At 33.8% G+C, this 22,416-nt stretch carries 23 protein-coding genes and 3 tRNA genes; 10 read left to right on the top strand and 16 right to left on the bottom strand.

Annotated elements, in window-relative coordinates:
• Positions 1 to 93: 93 nt before the first annotated feature.
• The gene (locus tag AC1M9F_RS00465; protein ID WP_481596770.1) at positions 94 to 1,491 is read right to left on the bottom strand and encodes an amino acid permease; all 1,398 of its coding nucleotides are present in this window, start codon (positions 1,489 to 1,491) and stop codon (positions 94 to 96) included.
• A 322-nt stretch (positions 1,492 to 1,813) separates the two neighbouring features.
• On the opposite strand from AC1M9F_RS00465, the gene AC1M9F_RS00460 reads away from it, so the two are divergent.
• Positions 1,814 to 3,172 (top strand): alanine/glycine:cation symporter family protein, encoded by a 1,359-nt coding sequence (locus AC1M9F_RS00460; protein ID WP_481591277.1) that lies wholly within the window; start codon positions 1,814 to 1,816, stop codon positions 3,170 to 3,172.
• A gap of 58 nt (positions 3,173 to 3,230) precedes the next feature.
• Here AC1M9F_RS00460 and AC1M9F_RS00455 read toward each other — a convergent pair whose 3' ends face one another.
• Positions 3,231 to 3,629: a hypothetical protein gene (locus AC1M9F_RS00455; protein WP_481596769.1), complete on the bottom strand. Its 399-nt coding sequence runs from the start codon at positions 3,627 to 3,629 to the stop codon at positions 3,231 to 3,233.
• 187 nt (positions 3,630 to 3,816) lie between these two features.
• Between AC1M9F_RS00455 and radA the strand changes: the two genes are divergently transcribed.
• Positions 3,817 to 5,205, top strand: a complete 1,389-nt coding sequence (gene radA, locus AC1M9F_RS00450) for a DNA repair protein RadA (protein ID WP_035267023.1) — start codon at positions 3,817 to 3,819, stop codon at positions 5,203 to 5,205.
• 131 nt (positions 5,206 to 5,336) lie between these two features.
• Complete coding sequence (locus AC1M9F_RS00445; protein WP_481596768.1) at positions 5,337 to 6,341, top strand: Tim44 domain-containing protein; 1,005 nt, start codon at positions 5,337 to 5,339, stop codon at positions 6,339 to 6,341.
• A gap of 235 nt (positions 6,342 to 6,576) precedes the next feature.
• On the opposite strand, the gene AC1M9F_RS00440 is transcribed toward AC1M9F_RS00445, so the two are convergent.
• Positions 6,577 to 7,764 (bottom strand): trypsin-like peptidase domain-containing protein, encoded by a 1,188-nt coding sequence (locus tag AC1M9F_RS00440; RefSeq protein ID WP_180028696.1) that lies wholly within the window; start codon positions 7,762 to 7,764, stop codon positions 6,577 to 6,579.
• Between the two features lie 170 nt (positions 7,765 to 7,934).
• Between AC1M9F_RS00440 and AC1M9F_RS00435 the strand changes: the two genes are divergently transcribed.
• The 7 genes from AC1M9F_RS00435 to AC1M9F_RS00405 all read left to right on the top strand — a co-directional run bounded on the left by AC1M9F_RS00435 (position 7,935) and on the right by AC1M9F_RS00405 (position 10,780).
• A complete protein-coding gene (locus tag AC1M9F_RS00435) occupies positions 7,935 to 8,693 on the top strand; it encodes a Nif3-like dinuclear metal center hexameric protein (RefSeq protein WP_481596767.1) in 759 nt (252 codons plus the stop codon).
• A gap of 161 nt (positions 8,694 to 8,854) precedes the next feature.
• The gene (locus AC1M9F_RS00430) at positions 8,855 to 9,481 is read left to right on the top strand and encodes a superoxide dismutase (RefSeq protein ID WP_092765960.1); all 627 of its coding nucleotides are present in this window, start codon (positions 8,855 to 8,857) and stop codon (positions 9,479 to 9,481) included.
• Positions 9,482 to 9,634: 153 nt separating this feature from the next.
• A tRNA-Asn gene (locus AC1M9F_RS00425) sits at positions 9,635 to 9,710 on the top strand.
• A gap of 6 nt (positions 9,711 to 9,716) precedes the next feature.
• Positions 9,717 to 9,792 (top strand) — tRNA-Asn (locus tag AC1M9F_RS00420).
• 96 nt (positions 9,793 to 9,888) lie between these two features.
• Positions 9,889 to 10,191 (top strand): hypothetical protein, encoded by a 303-nt coding sequence (locus AC1M9F_RS00415; RefSeq protein ID WP_481596766.1) that lies wholly within the window; start codon positions 9,889 to 9,891, stop codon positions 10,189 to 10,191.
• A 106-nt stretch (positions 10,192 to 10,297) separates the two neighbouring features.
• Positions 10,298 to 10,373 (top strand) — tRNA-Asn (locus tag AC1M9F_RS00410).
• A 65-nt stretch (positions 10,374 to 10,438) separates the two neighbouring features.
• Complete coding sequence (locus AC1M9F_RS00405; protein ID WP_481596765.1) at positions 10,439 to 10,780, top strand: DUF2726 domain-containing protein; 342 nt, start codon at positions 10,439 to 10,441, stop codon at positions 10,778 to 10,780.
• A gap of 502 nt (positions 10,781 to 11,282) precedes the next feature.
• On the opposite strand, the gene AC1M9F_RS00400 is transcribed toward AC1M9F_RS00405, so the two are convergent.
• Genes AC1M9F_RS00400 through AC1M9F_RS00340 form a run of 13 tightly spaced genes read right to left on the bottom strand, consistent with a single transcriptional unit; the run spans position 11,283 to position 22,401 of the window.
• Positions 11,283 to 11,816: an NAD(P)H-dependent oxidoreductase gene (locus AC1M9F_RS00400; protein WP_481596764.1), complete on the bottom strand. Its 534-nt coding sequence runs from the start codon at positions 11,814 to 11,816 to the stop codon at positions 11,283 to 11,285.
• A gap of 20 nt (positions 11,817 to 11,836) precedes the next feature.
• On the bottom strand, positions 11,837 to 12,430 hold the full coding sequence (locus AC1M9F_RS00395; protein ID WP_481596763.1) for a LysE family translocator: 594 nt from the start codon (positions 12,428 to 12,430) through the stop codon (positions 11,837 to 11,839).
• A gap of 12 nt (positions 12,431 to 12,442) precedes the next feature.
• Positions 12,443 to 13,000 (bottom strand): nitroreductase family protein, encoded by a 558-nt coding sequence (locus tag AC1M9F_RS00390; RefSeq protein ID WP_481596762.1) that lies wholly within the window; start codon positions 12,998 to 13,000, stop codon positions 12,443 to 12,445.
• Positions 12,997 to 13,242, bottom strand: a complete 246-nt coding sequence (locus AC1M9F_RS00385) for a 2Fe-2S iron-sulfur cluster-binding protein (RefSeq protein ID WP_481596761.1) — start codon at positions 13,240 to 13,242, stop codon at positions 12,997 to 12,999. Before AC1M9F_RS00385 ends, AC1M9F_RS00390 begins: the two co-directional genes overlap by 4 nt.
• 10 nt (positions 13,243 to 13,252) lie before the next feature.
• Positions 13,253 to 14,002 carry an ABC transporter ATP-binding protein gene (locus AC1M9F_RS00380; RefSeq protein ID WP_481596760.1) on the bottom strand — a complete coding sequence of 250 codons (750 nt, stop codon included), beginning with the start codon at positions 14,000 to 14,002 and terminating at the stop codon, positions 13,253 to 13,255.
• Positions 14,003 to 14,009: 7 nt separating this feature from the next.
• Positions 14,010 to 14,924, bottom strand: a complete 915-nt coding sequence (locus AC1M9F_RS00375; protein ID WP_481596759.1) for an ABC transporter ATP-binding protein — start codon at positions 14,922 to 14,924, stop codon at positions 14,010 to 14,012.
• Positions 14,908 to 15,711: an ABC transporter permease gene (locus tag AC1M9F_RS00370; protein WP_481596758.1), complete on the bottom strand. Its 804-nt coding sequence runs from the start codon at positions 15,709 to 15,711 to the stop codon at positions 14,908 to 14,910. The genes AC1M9F_RS00375 and AC1M9F_RS00370 overlap by 17 nt, the downstream gene beginning before the upstream one ends.
• Positions 15,708 to 16,721: an ABC transporter permease gene (locus AC1M9F_RS00365; RefSeq protein WP_481596757.1), complete on the bottom strand. Its 1,014-nt coding sequence runs from the start codon at positions 16,719 to 16,721 to the stop codon at positions 15,708 to 15,710. Before AC1M9F_RS00365 ends, AC1M9F_RS00370 begins: the two co-directional genes overlap by 4 nt.
• A complete protein-coding gene (locus AC1M9F_RS00360; RefSeq protein WP_481596756.1) occupies positions 16,714 to 18,336 on the bottom strand; it encodes an ABC transporter substrate-binding protein in 1,623 nt (540 codons plus the stop codon). The genes AC1M9F_RS00365 and AC1M9F_RS00360 overlap by 8 nt, the downstream gene beginning before the upstream one ends.
• Positions 18,337 to 18,355: 19 nt before the next feature.
• Positions 18,356 to 19,138, bottom strand: coding sequence for a 2OG-Fe(II)-dependent halogenase WelO5 family protein (locus tag AC1M9F_RS00355; protein ID WP_481596755.1), 783 nt, complete (start codon positions 19,136 to 19,138; stop codon positions 18,356 to 18,358).
• Positions 19,122 to 20,369, bottom strand: coding sequence for an MFS transporter (locus tag AC1M9F_RS00350; RefSeq protein ID WP_481596754.1), 1,248 nt, complete (start codon positions 20,367 to 20,369; stop codon positions 19,122 to 19,124). The genes AC1M9F_RS00355 and AC1M9F_RS00350 overlap by 17 nt, the downstream gene beginning before the upstream one ends.
• Positions 20,370 to 21,608: an ATP-grasp domain-containing protein gene (locus tag AC1M9F_RS00345; protein WP_481596753.1), complete on the bottom strand. Its 1,239-nt coding sequence runs from the start codon at positions 21,606 to 21,608 to the stop codon at positions 20,370 to 20,372. It abuts the gene before it with no gap.
• A 25-nt stretch (positions 21,609 to 21,633) separates the two neighbouring features.
• On the bottom strand, positions 21,634 to 22,401 hold the full coding sequence (locus AC1M9F_RS00340; RefSeq protein WP_481596752.1) for an iron-containing redox enzyme family protein: 768 nt from the start codon (positions 22,399 to 22,401) through the stop codon (positions 21,634 to 21,636).
• Positions 22,402 to 22,416 lie beyond the last annotated feature (15 nt).

The raw sequence follows: 22,416 nt of genomic DNA, 5'->3' as shown, positions 1-22,416 counted from the left end.
AATTCACCAAAGTATTTAACGCAACAGAAATAAAAAAACGCCAGTTTTTACTGACGTTTCTTTTGACTTAAATTGCAAATCATTTATAAGTTTTTATTTGTTCTTATAAAAACCAAAATAACCAATGATCAGAATAACAAACCAAATCGGGCTCACCATCAATGCACGGCGAGTATCATCTTCTAAAGCCAATACTCCAATCATACCAATAAAGAATATAGCAACAATCGCACATGTCACCAATCCACCTGGTAGTTTAAATTTCGATTTGGCATGAAGTTCTGGGCGTGTTTTGTAATAGACCACATAACTCCAAATGATCATCAACCATACACAAATAAATAAAATGGTGGAAAGTGTTGTCGCTAAAGTAAATGCTTCCACCGTATTCGGTACGAAGTATTGCAGTGCTGCCCCTAGTAACAAACATACTGCTGAGAAATACAAGGCATTCGCTGGCACAGCTCGCTTATTCAGTCTTCCAAACGCTTCAGGTGCTTGAGTTTCGCGCGATAAGCCAAATAGCATGCGGCTGGTTGAGAATACGCCACTATTCATCGATGACATCACTGAAGACAATACAACCAAATTCATAATAATAGCAGCGGCTGCAATACCTGCTTGACTAAACAAGTTTACAAATGGGGAAATATTCGGATCAATCGTATTCCATGGTGTAACCGACATCACCACCAGCAACGATAAAACATAGAAAATAATGATTCGAATAGGAATCGAATTGACAGCTTTCGGCAAATTCGTTTCAGGATCTTTAGTTTCAGCTGCGGTTGTACCCACCAGTTCTACACCCACAAAAGCAAAAATTGCGATTTGGAAGCCTGCCAAGAAACCGATTGCACCTGTTGGGAAGATCCCGCCGTGTGACCAAATATTACTGAATGCTGCGATTTCACCTGATGTAGAAGTGAAACCTGTAAATATCATCCAAAAGCCAACGCCAATTAAAACCACAATTGCGATAATCTTGATTAAAGCAAACCAGAATTCTAATTCACCAAACAGTTTCACCGTAACAAGATTCAATCCCATGATAAATACGATTGCAGCGATGCTAATCATTACCCCTTCTTCAGGGCTAAAAGGCATCCCATTATTGAAGAACTGAAGGTAATAAATGATCGCCGATAAATCTGCAATACCAATGGTGATCCAACACAGCCAGTAGGTCCAGCCCACAAAGTAACCTGCCCATGGTCCAATTAAATCCGTGGCGAAATCAATAAAAGACTTATATTGCAAATTTGAAAGCAACAATTCGCCTAGTGCTCGCATCACTAAAAAAACCATGAAACCGATGATCATGTAAATTACAAGAATTGAAGGACCAGCTAGGCTAATTGTTTTCCCAGAGCCCATGAACAAACCTGTTCCAATTGCGCCTCCAATTGCAATTAACTGCAAATGTCGATTGGATAGACTTCGTTGTAATTCACCATTTTGCTGAGGCGAATTTATATTTTGATCTGACATTTTCAAATTCACCAAATATATTAATCGGCACAACTTAACTGAAAAAAATCAGATTTCAAAAAGAAAATTAGCACGATCAATATTTTCTAATTAGTTTAAAGTATTAATTCATTTTTCTTATATATCGCCAAAATGATCATTTATTCATCATATTTATTTATCTTATTTTGAGTAAAATATTGAAAAACTTGTTGTTATATGTAAAAAATATAAGTGCAAAAAATAATCAAAAGGAATGATGTGTTTGATCGCACAAAAGTATGGCATATCCCTTGCTTGATCATGCATGTAAAAAACAATCAGGAAAATAAGAAGGTAATTTATGCAAGAAATACAATCAATCATGGAAACACTCAGCGGCTTAGTCTGGGGACCTTATATGCTGGTGCTGATTGTTGGGACAGGTGTTTTCTTAACATTCCGTCTACTTTTTTGGCAATTCAGGATGCTTCCATTAGCATTCAAACAAGTGTTTGGGAAACACCCCGATAAAAAAGACTCGGGAGATATCTCACAGTTTGCCTCACTCATGACTGCACTTTCAGCCACGATTGGTACAGGTAACATCGCAGGGGTAGCGACAGCTTGTGTGCTGGGTGGTCCAGGTGCTGTATTCTGGATGTGGATGACTGCTTTTTTCGGTATGGCAACCAAATACGGTGAAGGTGTTTTGGCGGTCAAATACCGTATAAAAAATGAAAAAGGAGAAATGTCTGGTGGTCCAATGTACTACATTGAACGAGGACTTGGCGCGAAATGGAAGTGGCTCGCAGTCCTCTTCGCATTATTTGGTACATTAGCATCCTTTGGTATTGGTAGCTCAGTTCAATCAAACACAGTGGCACTAGCAGTAGAAAATAGTTTGGGTATAAGCACGCTCACCACTGCCATCATTATTACAATTTTCTCTGCATTGGTGATTTTAGGCGGTATTAAGTCTATTTCCAAAGCATCCTCAGTTATTGTTCCAGTCATGGCTCTAGGCTATGTCATTGGCGGGCTAATTATTATTTTCAATAACCTTGAATTAGTTGTTCCTGCTTTAAAAATGATCTTTACCTATGCATTCACAGGTGAAGCAGCAGCAGGTGGAGCCATCGGTGCAGCGATTCGTTACGGTGTTGCCCGTGGTGTATTTTCAAACGAAGCTGGTATGGGCTCTGCTCCAATTGCAGCGGCAGCAGCTAAAACTGATCACCCTGCCCGTCAAGGCCTAGTTTCAATGACAGGTACATTCATTGATACGATTATTGTGTGCTCAATTACGGGTATTGTTCTTGTTATGGGTTTCATCATGGCAGGACAAACATTTGGTGATCAAACTGGGGCTGTTTTGACCATTAGTGTTTTTGACAAATTACTACCAGGGTTTGGGGGCTGGGTTGTTACGTTCGGAATCATCTTTTTTGCTTATTCAACTATTTTAGGTTGGAGTTATTACGGTGAAAAATGTTGCACCTATTTACTGGGTGAAAAGTCAGTATTTATCTATCGTCTCATTTATATTGCTTCGGTATTTGTAGGCTGTGTCGTCACACTTGATTTAGTTTGGCTTTTCGCAGACACCTTCAATGGGTTAATGGCAGCACCAAACTTAATTGCCTTATTATTACTTTCTGGAGTCATTGCAAAAGAATCTAAAGACTTTATTGAACGTCGAAAATCTGGTGAGCTTTATTAAACAAATTAATAGAATTAAACCAATAAAAAAGCCTCATTGATGAGGCTTTTTTATCTTTTCACGAAAATTTCTGCTCATTCAAATTTTGTTTTTCCTCTTGATCCTTTGCAATTTCTTCCGCAACCTCTAAGCTCAATACAAAAAATAGAACATGTTCAATTTTCATATTGCCTTGTTCATCTTCAAGATAATTTTTAACCAGCTGATACTGCTTATTTTGCTCATCAAAAGGAATATCTAGATATAGGTCACCCAGATAGCTATCAATTTCATCCTCACCTGACAAACCTAGACATGGCTCAAATTCAATTTCATGTTGTTCAAGCCATGTAATCACAAGATCTCGAATATTTTCTTCCTCATTCTGATCATCCGTGTAATTCTCAAAATGAATAAACAGCACATCACGCTGTATTTCACGTGCGATGGCATCAATATGTTGGGCGTACAAGCGCATATCAAATAACTCAGTCGATTCTTGATATGAGTATAAATTAATTCATGATCGCTTTAATTCAATATCTCGTTAAAGCACACGTCATGACTTGTCTTATTGTTTTTAAATTTGATCAATATTTTTTTGTTTTCGCGATCTTTACTCAGTATGCTCAGCATATAGAAAATCACAAAACCTATATCAAGTTATGGCTAAAGCAAAAAGTGTATATCGCTGTGAACAATGTGGCGCAGATCATCCTAAATGGGCAGGTCAATGCTCAGAATGCGGAGAATGGAACAGTTTAGTTGAAGTCACCATTGCCCCAGCGATTACGCATCGCGCAAATCCAAAAATTGCAGGCGGTTATGCTGGTCAAGCAGCATCAATCACTACATTGAATCAAGTTTCAGTTTCTCACGAAACACGTTTAGCAACAGGGATTGGAGAATTTGATCGCGTTTTAGGCGGAGGGCTTGTTACTGGTTCAGTTGTACTGATCGGTGGTGACCCTGGTATTGGTAAATCAACAATTCTTTTGCAGACGGCAACCCATATGGCTGCCGCGAAAAGTTCCGCCCTATATGTCACTGGTGAGGAATCTTTATCTCAAGTTGCATTACGTGCCAATCGTTTGGATCTTCCAACTGATCAATTAAAAGTGATGGCTGAGACGTGCGTAGAGCGTATTTGCGAAGTATTAGCGCATGAACGACCTGCTGTCGCGATCTTAGACTCGATTCAAACTTTATACACTGAAACTTTACAGTCTGCGCCAGGCGGCGTTTCTCAAATTCGAGAATCTGCAGCCCTTCTGACACGTTTTGCGAAGAACAGCGGAACAGCTTTATTTATTGTGGGTCATGTGACCAAAGAAGGTGCTTTAGCTGGCCCTCGTGTTTTAGAACACATGGTCGATTGCGTACTTTATTTTGAAGGTCAATCTGATTCACGTTATCGAATGATTCGAGCTGTTAAAAATCGTTTTGGTGCAGTCAATGAACTCGGTGTTTTTGGGATGACTGATAAAGGGCTTAGAGAGGTTGCCAATCCCTCAGCCATCTTTCTTAGCCGATATGATGAAGCGATTCCTGGTTCTATCGTCATGATTAGTCGAGAAGGCACACGTCCACTCTTAGTTGAAGTGCAAGCCCTAGTAGATGACGCGCATGGTCAACCTCGCCGTGTTGCATTGGGTCTTGAGCAAAACCGTTTGAATATGCTACTCGCCGTCATGCACCGTCATGGTGGTGTTCAAACTTCTGGTCAAGACGTATATGTGAATGTTGTTGGTGGCTTAAAAATTACTGAAACGGGTTCAGATCTCGCCGTCTTATTGGCCTGTGCTTCAAGTTTGAGAGCAAAAGCACTCCCTCAGCAATTGGCTGTATTTGGCGAAGTGGGATTATCGGGAGAGATTCGTCCCGTACCTAACGGGCAGGAACGGTTGAAGGAAGCAATTAAGCACGGGTTTAAATATATTATAGTCCCTAGAGCGAATGCACCACAAAAGGATATTCCTGGTGTTCGCATTATCGCCGTTGCCCGTCTACATGAAGCTTTAACTGAAGCGATGAGCTTAGCGGATGAACATTAATTCAGCTGATCAATTTATTTAACTATACACTGTGTATGAATACTGAAAAAAATTGAGGTTTAAGTTGAAATTTAAGCCAAAAGACTGCATAAATACAGTGTGAAATTAACTTTTTAAAATAGGAATTTTAGATGGAAGTTCGACAGCGTAGTTTAGTTGCGGGTATTTTAATGGCGACACTCATGGTAGCGCCTTTTGCAGAAGCAAAACGTGCTGGTGGTGGTAAAAGCCATGGTATGAGCCGTTCTGCTGCTCCAACCCAATCATATCAGCAACCACGTCAAGCTACTCCTGCCCAACAACCTGCTGCTCCAGCGACTGCGCCTCAAAAGTCTGGTCCTGGTGTGGGTGGTATGGTCGCTGCTGGTGTTGCTGGTGCTGCAATTGGTGCAGTCGCAGCAAATGCTTTAGCAGATGATGATACTGTTCCAGCAAGTCAAGCAGAAGTTGCTGCACAACCTGAGGAAGATGGTGGTATCCCAAGTTGGGTATGGTTGTTGATTATTGCTGCTGCTGCGTTCTTCATCTTCCGTAAATTCGGAGCAAAAAAAAAATTAGCGGCTAACAACCCTTATGCACCAAACAGTTCAGGTCCACAATCTGCACCGTTTGGTCAAACTGCTGCACCTCGCCCTTCAGTGTCTAATGACAATACCAATATTTTTGGTCAATCTGTGGGCGGTGGCACAGCTGCATCTCAAGCGCCATTTGGTCAAGCACCACAAGCTCCTTTTGGTGCAGCAACAATGTCTAGTGGAAGTCAGCTACCTGACGGAACTGAACCAGCTGCTTTCTTACGCATTGCACGCCAACGCTTCAACCATATTCAATCAATGAATACGGCAAGTAATATTGCTGAGATTCAACGTTATTTGACGCCTGATCTTTATCAATCGATGTATAACGATATTATGGGTAACCAAGATCAAGACGTAGCTGAGTTTTCAAATCTGAATGCTATGGTTGTTGATTCTGCGACTGAAAATGGTCAATACGTTGTCAGCGTTCGTTTCACGGGTACGGTAAGTGAAGACTTAAATAGCCTTCCACAACCGTTTGCTGAAGTTTGGCATTTCGTTAAACCAGCAGGTTCTAGTCAAGATTGGTTGGTTGCGGGTATTCAACAGGAAAGCTAATTTTATTCTCAAAAAAAGCCAGTGAACCACTGGCTTTTTTTGTTTCGTACACTGTTTAATCATTGTTGAGTGAATTCAATTTTGCATGTGTTAAAACTCTATCTCACCGTCACTTAGGAATGCATGACCGTATTTAATTATTAAATAGCAGATTTATTCAGATTCATTCAAAGGTATGAAACAATATAGAATCTAAGAATTATAAAAAAGCCCCATATTACTGGGGCTTGTTAATTTAACGACGAGGTAATGGAATATACTGGCTATTACGATCGCTGGTTTCAGCTGGTCGTTCACCAATAACCACTTCAGTATTGATGCTCTTACCTTCACGTAAAATCTCAATTTTTGCAGAGGTATTCGGTGATTGCATTGCAACATAATTAATCAATTGTGATGGATTGTTGATCTCCTGATCATTTACTTTCATGATCCGATCACCGACTTTAATCTTAGCTTTATCTGCAGGACCAGACTCATAGACGCTGCTCACAATTACACCCTTCTCACGAGGTTGTAATACATCGGGTTGCGTCGGATTCGCCAAACCAATACCTAGCCACCCTCGAATTACTCTGCCTTCTTTTAATATTGAATTCAGAACTTGCTGGCAGACTTTAGCAGGAATAGCAAAACCAATTCCTAAAGAACCACCCGATTGCGAGAAAATTGCAGTATTAATCCCAATCAAATTACCTGCAACATCAATGAGTGCTCCCCCAGAATTACCTGGATTAATAGCAGCATCGGTTTGAATAAAATCTTCATAGAAATTTATACCCAATCCCGAACGTTCTGTCGCAGATATGATCCCTTGCGTAACTGTTTGTCCCACGCCAAATGGATTACCAATTGCGAGTACAACATCTCCAACTTCATTTCCACTCAGTTTGAAAGGAAGCACTGGCAGTTTGTCCATTTCGATTTTAATGACTGCTAAATCCGTATCAGGATCTGTTCCAATTACTTTGGCTTCTGCTCGACGACCATCATACAAAGCCACAACAATCTGGTCAGCCTGTGCAATCACATGATTATTAGTCAGAATATAACCATCAGGTCGAACAATCACCCCCGAACCCAAACTATTTTCATTTGGTTCTTGTCCAAAACGTTCAGGTAATTGACCACCAAAAAATTCTCTAAAAACAGGATCATTTAAAATCGGATGATCCACTTTTTTTACAGTTTGTGTTGTAAAAATATTAACGACTGCAGGTGCTGCAACCTTTACCGCAGCATTGTATGACACTACTCCCCCAGAACGTGTCGTATCCACCAAAGGTTCTACTTTTTCAGCTGGCATTTTATATCCATCAGCTGCTATTTGAGGCTTTGGTTGATTTAGTTTTTGCCATGTGACAAAACTAATAATGACAATAATGAGTAACACCCATGGTAACCATGTAAAGGACCGGCGCACTTTAATATCCTCTGAGAATTTTAATTTATTGATGACAAAAGTATTTTATGACTGCATATTGTAATCAAAAAAAATTTATATACCTAAAATTGTGAAAATAGTTTTGTTCGGCTTTAGTTAAGATTAAAAATATGCTTTGATCTTTATATTTTCACAGACTTAAGAACATTATGGCAAAGCTAAACGACATTATCCAATGGTGTGATCAGACCCTAAAGGCCAATGAATTTAAAGATTACGCTCCCAATGGTCTGCAAATCGAAGGTAAAACAGAAGTAAAGCGAATTGTTTGTGCTGTATCGGCTTCTCAATCAGCCATTGATGCTGCAATCGAGCTGCAAGCTGATGTTTTATTGGTTCACCATGGCTATTTTTGGAAAGGTGAGCCATCTCCGATTACAGGAATGCGTGGCAAGCGAATTAAATCACTCATTCAACATGATATTTCACTATTAGCTTATCATTTACCTCTAGATAGCCACCCAACCTTGGGAAATAATGCTGCGATAGTAGATTTACTTCATCTTGATCAAATTGAAGCACTTGATCCGAGTGAACGTCATCCCATTGGAAATATCGGCTATTTAAAAAATGCAATGACACCAGATGAGTTCAAAGCTTTTGTGTCACAACAACTTAATTATGATGCGATACATTTGATGGCTGATAAACCAAGTATTCAAAAAGTTGGATTTTGTACTGGCGGTGCTCAAGACTTTATCACTAAAGCTGCCGAACAAAATTGCGATGCTTATATTTCAGGTGAAGTTAGTGAGCGTACCTTTTATCAAGCTTTAGAATTAGATGTGCATTATTACGCATGTGGACATCATGCGACTGAACGTTATGGTGTTCAACGACTAGGTCAAGCAATTTGTGAACAATTTGGTCTTGAATATCATTACGTTGAACTCAATAATCCTATTTAAATTGATTTAACCACGCGTTTTAAATTGGAGTGAGCTTATACGTATTAATTCACGCTTTATTCTGTATTCTTATTTATAAGTAATGCGCAAAATATGGTGAGAATCTATTACAATAAGTGCACTTCGATGTAAAACCCAGCACAATGCAAGGAACTTAAAACATGACAACGATTACTTTACCAGCTCTTCCGTACGGTTACGAAGATCTTGCTCCACACATCAGCAAAGAAACTTTAGAATACCACCACGACAAACACCACAATACTTATGTTGTTAATTTAAACAACCTAATTGCAGGTACTGATCTTGAAGGTAAAACGCTTGAAGAAATCATCAAAGCTTCTGCTGGTGATGCTTCTAAAGCGGGTATCTTCAACAACGCAGCACAAGTTTGGAACCACACATTCTACTGGAACTGTATGGCTAAAAACGGTGGTGGTAAAGCGACGGGTGCTTTAGCTGCTAAAATTGACGAAGCTTTCGGTTCTTACGAAAAATTTGCTGAAGAATTTGCTGCTGCTGCTACAACTCAATTCGGTTCAGGTTGGGCTTGGTTAGTTGCTGATGAAGTAAATGGTAAACTTTCTATCATGAAAACTTCAAATGCTGATACTCCACTTGCTCACGGTAAAGTTGCTGTATTAACGATCGATGTTTGGGAACACGCTTACTACATCGACTTCCGTAACGCTCGTCCTAAGTATATTTCTACTTTCTTAGAAAGCTTAGTGAACTGGGATTACGCTAACGCGAAATATGCTGGTCAAGAAGCTGGCGTTGAAAAATAAGATTTAACCGTCTTATTTTGTTTAAAAAACCATCCTTTTAGGATGGTTTTTTTATTATTTACATCAATTTGAGTATTAATAAATCAAACTATTCATTTCTTTACAATAATTGGTTGACGACTAGTAATTTCAGCCCTAAAATGCGCATCAGATTCTCCAATAGCTCAGTCGGTAGAGCGACGGACTGTTAATCCGCAGGTCCCTGGTTCGAGCCCAGGTTGGAGAGCCAATCTAATCTCCCATAGCTCAGTCGGTAGAGCGACGGACTGTTAATCCGCAGGTCCCTGGTTCGAGCCCAGGTGGGAGAGCCAAGATTCTAAAAACCCAAGCATAATGACTTGGGTTTTTTTATGCCTAAATTTTTGATTTGCTATAGAATTATTCTAATTTTATAAAAAAGTCTAAAAATGAATACACCTTGGCTTAAATCACTGATTTTCTGGTCTCTACTTGTTGGCAGTCTCATCTTTATATTTCAATGCACTCAGAAATCTGAACATAATAAAGTAGCCCCTGCACTTATGTATGAACGTTTGTATCACTGCACTTCAGAACTATCCCCTGAACACGCACTCTTGATCAAAAAAATTCAAAACGAGGCACATGTGGAATCATCACAACAAACCATGATGGAACTTATGAGTTTATGTCGTAAAGCGAATCCACTGAAAAGCAAAGCAGAGTATGTCCATTTATTAAAAAAGCTATAGATCGTTTCACTTAGATTAAATTTAAATCAGTTGATTCATATTTCTAATATTTTTCAATGTTAAGGCTTGACCTCTCTTCATTTGACTCATAGAATGCGTACCAGATTCTCCAATAGCTCAGTCGGTAGAGCGACGGACTGTTAATCCGCAGGTCCCTGGTTCGAGCCCAGGTTGGAGAGCCAAGATTCTAAAAACCCACTCAATCGAGTGGGTTTTTTCTTATATGTGCTTTTATTTACGAATTCCTGTGTTTCAATCCAGTCAAATTACTTTCTTTATTATTGGTGTTATTGCAACCCTTGCCCTGCTCACCATTATCTTTCAACAATTATTTAAAAAGCCAAAACGCTTTTACCCCAAACGCATTATTACCGCATTTGAAAGTAAAATGTTTTTTAGATTAAAAGAGAGTTTTCCGCAATACCATGTGCTTGCTCAAGTCGCTTTTAGCGCTTTAATCACAAACCCCAGTCTAAAGATTCGAGCTAAATTTAATCGAAAAGTGACTAATTTTGTCTTACTGGATGATCAGCTTAAAGTTGTCGCCATTATCGAGCTCGATGATCTCACCCTTTTCCTAATGAGATAAAGTTATCAAATAGTTTATTTATATTTTTTCATTGACATTGTACATTTTTTGATCCTTAATTATTTGACAATCGTCATGGATGCATCATCCTATGAAAGTTAGATATCTTAAGGATTATGAACACTCTAAAACATTAGATTCAGATAACTATGACTGGCTAAAACAAGAAGAAAAGAAACTTAATAAACTTACATTACGTATTCTTATCCAACTGGACACCCAGTGGCGCATTGTACTGGACACCGATTCTTCTTTTACTTAGACAATCCAATACGGAATAACAAACTCTTTCATCGCATTAGTAATCATACCATCATATGGTGACCTTCTTCAAACCCATTGCCGATCAGAAGTGCACTCTGATTGTTGACTCATGCACTGTGATCGGTATGAGGAACTGCTGATTAAGCATTATAATGCTAAAGGACATCAGACAAAATTCCATTAAATTTAAACAGTATAAGTAATTAATAATTAAACTCTATCATAGATATGATGATAGTCAGAGTTTTTGAATAAAATTTATATATTCAATAGCACTACTTTCTAACTGAGTAAAATTAATTTCATCCTCAACATCATAAAATGAAAAATAAGAACAATAGAGAGCTTTAACATATAGTGTAGTTAATTTAAAAGGTAAGAGTACATTTTCTAAACTAGCCGAGTACTTACCTTTCTCTGTGAAGTCTACTTCTTTACTTCCTGTTGATACAGCAAAACCAACTTTCTTATTAGCAAGCATATTACCTAATGATCCATATGCCCAACCATAAGTAAAAATATCATCAAACCATTTCTTCAGTAATGGAGGACAGTTAAACCAATAAATTGGAAATTGAAAAATTATAGTGTCGTATTTTTCTAGCATAGTTTGTTCATATTTTACATCAAACTCTCTATTTGAATATCTACGATAAAGCTCATGTACAACTATTTCATCTGGATACTTATTTAATTCTTCAACCCATCTCTTATTAACTTTAGAAGTTTCAATGTTAGGATGAGCAACAATAACGAGAGTTTTATTTTTCATAAATATATACCAAAATTAAATCAAAAAAATTCAAAAATTATTGAAATAGCAGAAATTATTAACATACCACCCATTAATATATTAAAATACTTCATACGATCACCTTTATTTAAAATTAAGGCAAATCTATCTCCACAAACTCCCCAAAAAAACAAGCAAGCATAGCATGTTATAAAATATATAATAATAAAGGTAACTAAACTATTATATCCATTTAAAGAGGAAAACATTGTAGTCCCCGATATACAAGCTAACCAAGCTTTGGGATTTAACCATTGAAGCAAGAAACCATCTCTAAAACCTGGTACAAAAAATTTCTCATTATCATCTATAGAAACTTTAGAGTCCGAAAACATAATTTTATAACCAATATACGAAACGAACAATGCACCTAAAATAGCTAAGATTTTCAACAAAAATGGGTATGTAACAAAAACACTATTAAGACCAAAACCAATAAAAATTAGAAGTAAGACAAAGCCAATCGTGGCTCCTGATATATATGATATTGTCTTTTTAAGACCATAATTAATACTAGTAGATAATATTACTGTATTAACGGGGCCTGGTGTAATAGACATCGCAAATGAAAAAAGAAACATGGACATAAACATAATTAATCACACTTAAACAATTGAAAAAAAATCTTTTTGATCAACTATAGTCTTTCTAGGCGTTCTATTTAATTTAGACCCCAAACTTATAAATCCTACTATTGAATCATGTTGATTAAGATTTAAAAACTCTCTTAAATCATTATTAACACACCATTTTCCAGTTCTCCAGTAACAAGCATAACCTAACAACTCAGTAGTAATTATTATTTGCTGAATTACTCCTCCAATCGTTACATATTGCTCTGTAATCGGTACTGCATGATTATTATCAACTTTCAATACACAAATTAAATATGCTGGAGAATTATAAAATTTACTATTAAATTTTTTTAAATCCGATTCAAATTGTAAGTTATCACTATGAAACTCTTTTTTGGGCGAAATTAATTGTCCTAATTCATCTCTTTTTTTTCCAGAAAAATAATAAAAATGCCAATTCCTTAAGTTTTTATGAACAGGTGCTGTCAATGCACATTTGAACACATTTTGCAAAATATCATTTGGAATTTCATTCTCTAGAATTGGTTCTGACTTCCTCATCATAATTTTACTAACAAAATCATTCATAATATAATCTCAACTATAGAATCACTAATTTGATGTGTAACGCAGGCTCTCGCTAGTAAAAAATTTCCATTAGCATGATCAATTATTCTTATTAGACATGAACCACATAATCCTCTACGACATGAATTCTTTATTTTATAACCATTAGACTCCAAATTAATTAAAATTGACTTTTCTGGATTAATATTAATTTTACTAATAGATTTATTAAAAACCACATCTAAAATTATATTTTTTGACATATAAACCTCTTTATGAAATTTTTATAAAGTTATAATTATCTACCATTAGCTTAGTTAAATCCTTTACAGGATTATGAAATATATCATGCATTTTTCCATGTTCTATAATACTACCTGTATCAACAACATATATGTAATCGGATAAATGCCTTACCACATGAAGGTCATGTGAAATAAAAATCATAGTAATTTTCTGACTTTTATTTAGTTCTAGTAAAAGATTTATTATTTGTGACTGTACAGAAATATCTAAAGCTGAAAGAGGTTCATCTAAAATAAGAATTTTTGGATTAGGAATTAGTGCTCGTGCAATATTGATGCGTTGCAATTGTCCTCCACTTAATTGGCTGGGGAACATATCTAAAACAATATCATTAAGTCCTACTAACGAAAGCATACTAGTACATTTTTCTCTACATTGATCATCTTTTAAATTTAAGAGATTTTTACAAGGTACTTTCAAACTTTCAAAAATTGTTCTTTGTGGATTTAAAGAACTATACGGATCTTGAAAAACAATTTGTAGATAGCTATAAAAATTTTTATTTGATATTTCAGCAATATTCAAATAATCATTTTTATAATTTAACTCAATTAATCCAAATTTAAAATTTTCTATTTTTGACAAGATTTTTGCAATAGTACTTTTTCCACCACCAGATTTCCCAATAATAGATGTTATAGTACCTTCTTTAATATCCAAATTAATATTATTTAGTATATAATTATTTATATTTTTAACTCTCAGTATTTCTTTCATATTAACCTCAAAAATGACATCTATAGGTAGAATGTTTTAATTCAGGCACTTTCGTATTACATTTTTCTTCAACTAATAAACATCTGTTTGAAAATCGACAGCCCATCACATACTCATTTGCCGCTAAAATTCTACCTTTAATAGTTCTAAGATTTTCCTTGTATTTAATATTTTCACTCGGAATAAGAGAAATTAACTCTCTTGTGTATGGATGTTTTGCATGATCTAATATTTTTTGTGTTTCTATTTTTTCAACTACCTGACTGGAATACATAACAATTGTTTTATCAGCGTATTTTTTTATAATTCTTAAATCATGAGAAATTAATATTAACCCCATTTTTCTTTTCTTAACTATTGCTTTTAAAAGATTTAGTATCTGTTCTTGTACTAAAGGGTCTAAAGCTGTAGTGGGTTCATCTGCTATTAATAGACTAGGTTCTCGCGCTAACATTAAAGCAATTAATATTCGTTGAGCCATACCGCCTGAAAGTTGATGTGGATAGAGTTGTAAACATCTTTCAGCATCTTTAATTCCCATCTCATTCAACAATTTAATTGATTTATACTTGATGTTTTCACTGTTATTATTCAATAACATAGCATTCTTTAATTGACTTTTCACATTAGCTGAAGGGTCAAGTGCAGTATGAGGGTTCTGAAATATCATCGCTATATGTTTTCCTCGCAGCAATTTTATTTCATCATAGCTATAACTTTTATCTTCATAATTATATGATCTAAAACTGGTTACCAAGTTTTTACTATTTAAGGCAAGCAGTGTTTTAGCTAGTAAGCTTTTACCACTTCCTGATTCACCTATAATTCCAATAATCTCTCCATGATTTACTTCTAAATCAATGTTATCTAATAAAATTATGTCTTCAGTTTTTACTTTAAGTTCTTCAATTTTTAATAGCATTTTTTTCTCTTTTATTAATTGTAAGATTTTCACCTATATAGTTTAAAAACAACACTACCAACATTAAACATAGACCAGGCAAAATAATGAGATATGGATTAGTACTAAAATAATTACGTGATTCTGCTAACATAGCACCCCATTCGGGCAACGGAGCTGGTATTCCTAATCCTAAAAAACCCAAAGCAGATATCTCTAATATGACTTCACTAAAAGACAATATAGATTGTTGCATTAATAAGTTTTTAGAATTTGGTAATATTTCATTTTTTAAAATTTGTATTTTACTACTGCCAGTAACCTTAGCAATTGTTATATAAAGTTCAGTATTAATACGACTTGTAATAGAATGAGAAAATCTAATAAATCTAGGTATTAATACAATGACTAGTGCTATAAAGAGCTCAAACACACCATTACCAAATATTGCTACTATTACGATTGCAAGTAAAATACCTGGTACTGACATTAGAATATCGGAAAAATGCATAATAAAAGACTCTATTGTGCCTTTCCTTATCGCAGCATAACAACCTAAAAAAAAACCGAGAATAGATGATGTAAATACAATAATAAGAGCTAAACCTATTGTATTTATTCCTCCCAAAATTAATCTATCTAAATATGATCTACCTATATAATCAGTACCAAAAATATAAGAAAAACCATTAGTCAAGCCAGGTTGCAGAAGAACTTTATCTATATTTTGGGTATAGGGATCTAGAAAAAAGCAATAAATTCCTAACAAAACAAAAGGAAAAATAAAAACATGCTTTTTATTTATCATACTTTCACCCTTTGTTTTGGATCAATTATTTTTACTAGTATTTCAAGTATAAGATTCACAATTAAAATAAATACCCCAATGAAGAGTACTACTATTTGAATAACTGGATAATCTCTACTTAAAACGCTTGTTACAAGAAATCTACCAATTCCTGGCCAAGAAAATATTGTTTCAGTAAGAATAGCACCAGCAACAGTTACATTTATTAAATATAAGCTTGAGATCGTTAAAACTGGTACTAGTATATTCCTCAAAACATGCTTAAAAAAAATACTATATTCACTCATTCCTAAACTTTTTGCAGTTAATATATAATCTTTTCTCAACACTTCCAAAATACTAACTTTAGTTATCTTGGCTATAGAAACAATAGGCACAATTGACATTGTTATAATTGGTAAAACCATATGATTTAGGCAGCTAAAAAAGGCAGTAAAGCCATAATTTTTATAATTATCACCTGTTAAACTATCGATTAAATAGAATCCAGTATATGGTGTTAAATCAAAATCATACCCGACTCTACCAGAAACTGGAAATAAGTTAAATTTCAATGAAAAAATATTAATTAACAACAATCCAAGCCAAAATATTGGAATACAGTAAACAACCAACATGCTACTTGATAATATTTTTTCTTTTTTGGTATTAAAATTATAAGCCAGATAAATACCTAGCATCCCTCCTATAAAAAAAGAGCAAATAAAAACAATTAAGCCCAACTCAAAACTAGCTTTCCATCTGGGTAATAATTCAAGAATTATTGATTTACCACTAACAATTGAATGACCAAAGTTTCCTGTAAAAATATTGATAGTATATATCTTAAATTGCTCATACAATGGATAATTTAGCCCCAAACTCTCCATCATTACTCTATATTGTGCTGGATCATTTCCTCTATCACCTAGCATTAATAAAACTGGATCACCTGGTGCCAACCTTATCAGAAAGAATGAAATTAAGAATATAAAAAAAATGGATATAAAAAAATTTATAGATCTATTCATTATTTCCACCTTTAAATGTTAAATATTGAAAATAATCTAAATCAAAAGGATTGTTGACATATCCGCTGAGTCTATTATTTGAAATTCTATAAATATCGGCATGCGCAAGTGGTACAATTGGTTCATCATTAGCTAATATAGTTAAAGCTTCTTCATATAATTTTTTACGAATATTCTGATTATTTGTTAGTTTAGCATTTGTAATAATTTCATTAAATTCTTTATTACAATATCTAGCATTATTTGAGCCCTTATCAACAGACTCACAACTTAATAATGGAAATAAAAAGTTATCTGGATCACCATTATCACTATTCCATCCCAACTGTACTAATTGATGCTCTCCATTTTTAACTTTCTGTAAATATGTTCCCCATTCATACGATTTAATTTTTACACGAATATTAGCTTTAGCTAAGTCTGATTGCATTAATTGCCCCATTTTCTTTCCATCAGGATTATATGGACGAGAAACTGGCAAAGTCCATAATTCAAGATCGATACCATTTGGGTAGCCAGCTTCGTTTAATAATTTTTTTGATTCTTCTATATTATAATTATATTTTTTCACACTATCATTGTATCCTAAAACATTTTTAGGATATGGATTTATTGCTATAGTTGCTTTATTATTGTACACAATATCTATATAACTTTTTTTATTTAATGCATAAGCAATTGCTTGACGAACCTTTAAATTATCTAATGGTTTCTTTTCCGTATTTAAAGCAAGATATCCAACATTAATTCCTTCATTTTTAATAACTTTAAATTCTTTGTTTTTAGTTATCTCATCTATATCATGTGGATTTGGCGAAACAATAATATCACACTCACCCTTTTTTAATTTTTCCATACGTACACCAATATCTGGTGTAATAGAAATAATTAAATTTTCAATTAGTGGCTTATCCCTCCAATATTTATTATTAGCCTTATATTTTATTACACTATCAGGAACATAACTAATAAAATAGTATGGCCCAGTTCCTAATGGAATATTATCAATATCTTCCCTTCTATTTTCCTTAATTAAATAATCAGCATATTCCTTTGAAAGAATTGACATAAATGGCAAAGCCATATTCTTGATAAAAATATAATCTGGTTTTTTCAGTTTTATTCTTAAATTTAAATCATCAATTTTATCGACGCTTTCAATATTTTCACTAAATCCCATTCCCTGAAAATATTGATAATTTATTCCATTAACCTTATGGTATGGATTATTTACATCTAACTGTCGTTCAATTGAAAATATTACATCATCCGCATTTAAAATTCTTTTGGGTTTGAAAAAATTAGTCTCTTGAAAACTAATATTATTTTTTAACTTAAAAACGTATTCTGTTCCATCTTTACTTACTTGCCAACTTTCAGCTAATGACGGCACGATTTCCATCGTGCCAGGTTTAAAATCAACTAGCCTATCGTAAATAGTCGTAGCAGTAGCTGTTCTAGCTGTACCAGATAGAGTTTTCTGAGGGTTTAAAAGCTCTGGTGAACCCTCAGAACAATATATTAAAGTATTTTTATTTTCTTTTTTGGGTGGTGCACAACCTATCAAACTAATTGATACAGTGACGACACCACAAATTATCATTTTTTTTTTCAATTCTTATACTCCATTTTCATCAAGACCAGAAACCTAAACTTTCATCTTCACGCAATCCAAAAAAGGAGGTTTGTGAAATGCGATAACCATTAGGATTACCTAAGACTTCATGAAAATTTTGTGTATTAAAGATAATAAGATCACCTACCTCTGGCACTATTCGTAAACAATCATTCACATCATCGAGCACTTCATAAGGAAAATAGTATTCATTCGGCACTTTCATCTTTTCATTTTCGGGCGTATGAATAGTGTCATAGACTACTAACTCGCCTTTGTTACTTACGGTGTAGTAAATATTCCAAGTTAGTTGTCTTAAAATTTTTTTTACATCCCATTCCGTTGCTATGTGAGAAGGCGCATGATCAATATGCAATTTTCCATGTCCTTTAAAACTTCGGAATGCTCCTGCAAAATATTCTCCATAGCCATCTTCTTTAAAAACTTCAGCTTTTCTACCACTTTTATCATTAAATAACTTGAGCACCTCATTTACAGGATTTATGTTTAAATCTTTGTATATATTATCAATTTGCTCTAATGCTTTTTCTCTTTGTTCAAAATAGTATTTTTTTTCTTTGGTTACACATTGATTGTGGCACACTCCTATATGATTAACAGGAATGTCATTTAAATGTGAATAATTAGAAAAATTAGATTGAATTAATCGTTCTGCCACTTGGTCACATATGTCTTTCGGAATGAAATTTTTAACAATAATTCCAGGGATTTTAAAATCAAGTAAAAGATTAAAGTTTTCTTCACTCATTTCATAGAATTCATTTTTAATCCAGTTTTTCATTTGGAACTCCTAATTCTTTAACGATAAATATATTTTTCTGGCATAATAAAAAAATTATTACCATGTATATAATATTTGATATTAATATTAATTTTAAAAATTGATTACTTATTAAATCCAATAAAAACCCTAACAACATGCTCATTAAACCAGCACCAAAACAACCAATTGAAAACGATATGCCATATATCAAACTAAGCTTACCCTTGGGTGAATATTTAACAGTGCCTATATATCCATACATCCATAGAATCTCAAAAATAAACACCATGATCATAAATAAAATTAATGCTTGGAATTTATCACTTACTGCCAAAGAAAATATATAAGTTATTACTGTTAGCAATGAAAGAGTAACTACAATTAGTTTAGAGAAACCATTATATAAATCTATTTTATTTGAAACATACGTAAATACTACTGAACCAGAGATAATAGCTATACCTGCAACAACATATGACATTGAACTTTCATTCGCTGAAATATGATATTTTTGTAATGGATATATTGTTTGTAAAACTGAATATGTACCTTGAAAAAAAATTGCAGTAATTGGAAAAAGTAATGCATATAACCTAAGAATTCCATTAGTTTTCAAAATCACAAAATAATCTTTTATTCCAAATAAAATATTATTATTGTCACTGCTTTGAATTTTAGGAAAATCTTTTAAAGTTCGAGACAAGCTAATTAAATAAATTGAAACAATATAAGTTATTAAATTAATTACAATAATTCCTTTTAGATTTAGCTTACCAATAAATAATATTGCAAATATTGCAGCCACACTAATACCTATGTGGTAGCTACTCTGCAATATACTTGAATAAAACTGTTGATTTTTATTATCAAATACATATCGGCATGCAACAGTTCTATTCACTCGAACAATTTGATCAAACATTCCCCTAATAAATAAAATAGCAATTACCCAATAAATACTCTTATCAACCAAGAGGATCAGTAATCCTGTAATAATCAATGCACATATTTCGGATAACCTCCATTTTAGTAAAGGACTTTTCCCAAATTCCCAATTATTCCTTATAAAGACTATTAATAATGCTGGTATCCATTGGAGACTAACCAATATTCCCGTCAATAAAGCTGATTTAGTAGTTTCATAAAAATAAAAAGTTAACGATATTTGTAATAGTATCGACCCTAATGATGATATGAAGGTCGAACTAGATAATAAAAAAAGATTTTTCAGAGAAATATCCATAGGCATTTACTCTACCAATGAATTTTCACGAATATAATTAATACACGTAAGTGCATTAAACTTTGCAGCTTCTCGGTTTTCTCCCTGAGCCATTACCTGAACAATCCAGCTAAAATTAGATTTTAGATCCTCAACTTTCTCATTTTCCTGATAATGAAACCAAACATTCGTTATATCTTTCATTTTCTGAAGAATTTCTATATTTGGTAATTTTTTAATTATTCCTTCTTTATTTGGAACAAAGCACTGCCAACTTGCCCCCATTTTCTTATTTGAATATAAGTTTTCATCAAATTTTAAATTTCCTAAACTACATTCTATACAATCACCTACGATAGAACGACCTGTAGCAAGATCCATCATAATAGAATGTCCACTTCCTCCTACTCTTGTATTAACTTCAACAAGTCTTGCTTCCTCATCATTTACAATTAACTCTATATGACTTGATCCATAATCGTAGTCTATGCAGTTTAGTATTTTTTTTGCTTTTTCTTTTGCTAGACTTGCAATTCGGTCATCTAAAGTAAATGATGAGCCAATTTCAACACAATCATGAATTATATCTCTATCAGCAACTCCAATAATTGCATGCTGACCTTTAGCAAACGTTAATGTCTCTACACTTACAAGCTGGCCTTCTAAATAATCTTCAATCACAAGTTCGTCAGAAATACCATCCTGATTACTTTTAATATATTTCTTCTTATAGTTTAGAAGATCATTATCATTCCTACATACACTTGCTCCAATACTTGAATGTCCATGTAATGGTTTGATAAAAAAAGGATATTTTAGATTATTCTTTTCAATCTCATCATCGATAAAATTGATATCTTTGATAGTTACAGAACTTACCTCTTCAACTTTATCTTCAGCTAAAATTTTACGTATTAAGCTTTTATTCTGAGCTATTTCAATTGCTTGAGAGTTACTATGTTTCACATTCATTTCTTTTGCTAATTTTGCAGTAACTAGTGTTCTGATTTCTGCAAATGTCAAAATAGCATCTACTTTTTCAAATTTTTTTAGTACGCTTGTAAGCTCTTTCAAATCATTTGAATTATTAACATTAATTATTTCACTGGCCTGATCAATTTTAGAGAGAGATGAAGCAGGAAACCAACTCAAAAAGCGTTCATAACTATCAGTAATTAGTACCGAGTGATATCCTTTTTCCTTGCAATATGTTAATGCATCTAAACCCGTGAAATTCGTTTCAATAAAAACTACTACTTTTTTCATTATTTCCTGCTCTCTTTAATTCATTTTATTTTGTAGAGATATTTAAATTTTCAGCAATGTAGTTCCAAAACTTTCGCCAAAAATTAAGACCGTCCTCAAAAGAAATCATAAATTCTCTTTTTGATTCATCTGATTGGCAAAATCTTAAAAAATTAGCTACTGAATGACGGATGTGTTCTGTCTCATCTGCTCTATGAATTTCAAAGAAAGGTGTATCACTCAATAAAGCAATACAGTTATCATCAAAACATAGCCCTTTAAATAATGTTTCAATATTTTCTTCTGCAATAATTTCAAAACTTAATAAAAGACCAACTATTCCATACTGACTGTTAGTATTAAGTAAAGTATTTTTTAAACCTTCTAAAACTTTTTTAATATTTACTATTTCATAATCTTTTTTATAACTTAAATTTACTTTTTCAATTGCATCTAAAAAAAGCTTAGAATGAATATACTGCTTATCCTGCCCACCTAACTCATCATAAGCAATTTGAATTAAATGATGCTGTCTTTCAGGGTCATCTGTTAAAACAACAGCTAATGATAAAAAAGTAGGAACAAAAGTTGTAAACTCATACCAAGCAGTTGCCACTTTATTTGCTTTAGCAATGTCTACTGTTTGAAGAGCTGAATGAATATTCTTAAAAACCTCATACTTTTCAGCTTCACTAGAAAATTTTGTAGTCCATTCAACGACTTCAGGATGTCCATGATAATAAGTATCTTCTGGTATCAGATATCTTAAATCTGCTTTTTCTTGGCTTGAGTTACTATAAATGGTATGATCCATGATCATCTCCTAATT

Source organism: Acinetobacter sp. ANC_7504 (assembly GCF_056779995.1).
This window is presented reverse-complemented; position numbering and strand designations above follow the sequence as displayed.

Coding starts and splice junctions, on each gene's coding strand:
- AC1M9F_RS00415 (WP_481596766.1), top strand. CDS start 9,889: ATGAATACACCTTGGCTTAAATCACTGATTTTCTGGTCTCTACTTGTT.
- AC1M9F_RS00455 (WP_481596769.1), bottom strand. CDS start 3,629: ATGCGCTTGTACGCCCAACATATTGATGCCATCGCACGTGAAATACAG.
- AC1M9F_RS00375 (WP_481596759.1), bottom strand. CDS start 14,924: ATGCTATTAAAAATTGAAGAACTTAAAGTAAAAACTGAAGACATAATT.
- AC1M9F_RS00445 (WP_481596768.1), top strand. CDS start 5,337: ATGGAAGTTCGACAGCGTAGTTTAGTTGCGGGTATTTTAATGGCGACA.
- AC1M9F_RS00390 (WP_481596762.1), bottom strand. CDS start 13,000: ATGAATGATTTTGTTAGTAAAATTATGATGAGGAAGTCAGAACCAATT.
- AC1M9F_RS00430 (WP_092765960.1), top strand. CDS start 8,855: ATGACAACGATTACTTTACCAGCTCTTCCGTACGGTTACGAAGATCTT.
- AC1M9F_RS00370 (WP_481596758.1), bottom strand. CDS start 15,711: ATGATAAATAAAAAGCATGTTTTTATTTTTCCTTTTGTTTTGTTAGGA.
- AC1M9F_RS00340 (WP_481596752.1), bottom strand. CDS start 22,401: ATGGATCATACCATTTATAGTAACTCAAGCCAAGAAAAAGCAGATTTA.
- AC1M9F_RS00460 (WP_481591277.1), top strand. CDS start 1,814: ATGCAAGAAATACAATCAATCATGGAAACACTCAGCGGCTTAGTCTGG.
- radA (WP_035267023.1), top strand. CDS start 3,817: ATGGCTAAAGCAAAAAGTGTATATCGCTGTGAACAATGTGGCGCAGAT.
- AC1M9F_RS00345 (WP_481596753.1), bottom strand. CDS start 21,608: ATGAAAAAAGTAGTAGTTTTTATTGAAACGAATTTCACGGGTTTAGAT.
- AC1M9F_RS00435 (WP_481596767.1), top strand. CDS start 7,935: ATGGCAAAGCTAAACGACATTATCCAATGGTGTGATCAGACCCTAAAG.
- AC1M9F_RS00400 (WP_481596764.1), bottom strand. CDS start 11,816: ATGAAAAATAAAACTCTCGTTATTGTTGCTCATCCTAACATTGAAACT.
- AC1M9F_RS00380 (WP_481596760.1), bottom strand. CDS start 14,002: ATGAAAGAAATACTGAGAGTTAAAAATATAAATAATTATATACTAAAT.
- AC1M9F_RS00395 (WP_481596763.1), bottom strand. CDS start 12,430: ATGTTTATGTCCATGTTTCTTTTTTCATTTGCGATGTCTATTACACCA.
- AC1M9F_RS00365 (WP_481596757.1), bottom strand. CDS start 16,721: ATGAATAGATCTATAAATTTTTTTATATCCATTTTTTTTATATTCTTA.
- AC1M9F_RS00350 (WP_481596754.1), bottom strand. CDS start 20,369: ATGCCTATGGATATTTCTCTGAAAAATCTTTTTTTATTATCTAGTTCG.
- AC1M9F_RS00465 (WP_481596770.1), bottom strand. CDS start 1,491: ATGTCAGATCAAAATATAAATTCGCCTCAGCAAAATGGTGAATTACAA.
- AC1M9F_RS00355 (WP_481596755.1), bottom strand. CDS start 19,138: ATGAAAAACTGGATTAAAAATGAATTCTATGAAATGAGTGAAGAAAAC.
- AC1M9F_RS00385 (WP_481596761.1), bottom strand. CDS start 13,242: ATGTCAAAAAATATAATTTTAGATGTGGTTTTTAATAAATCTATTAGT.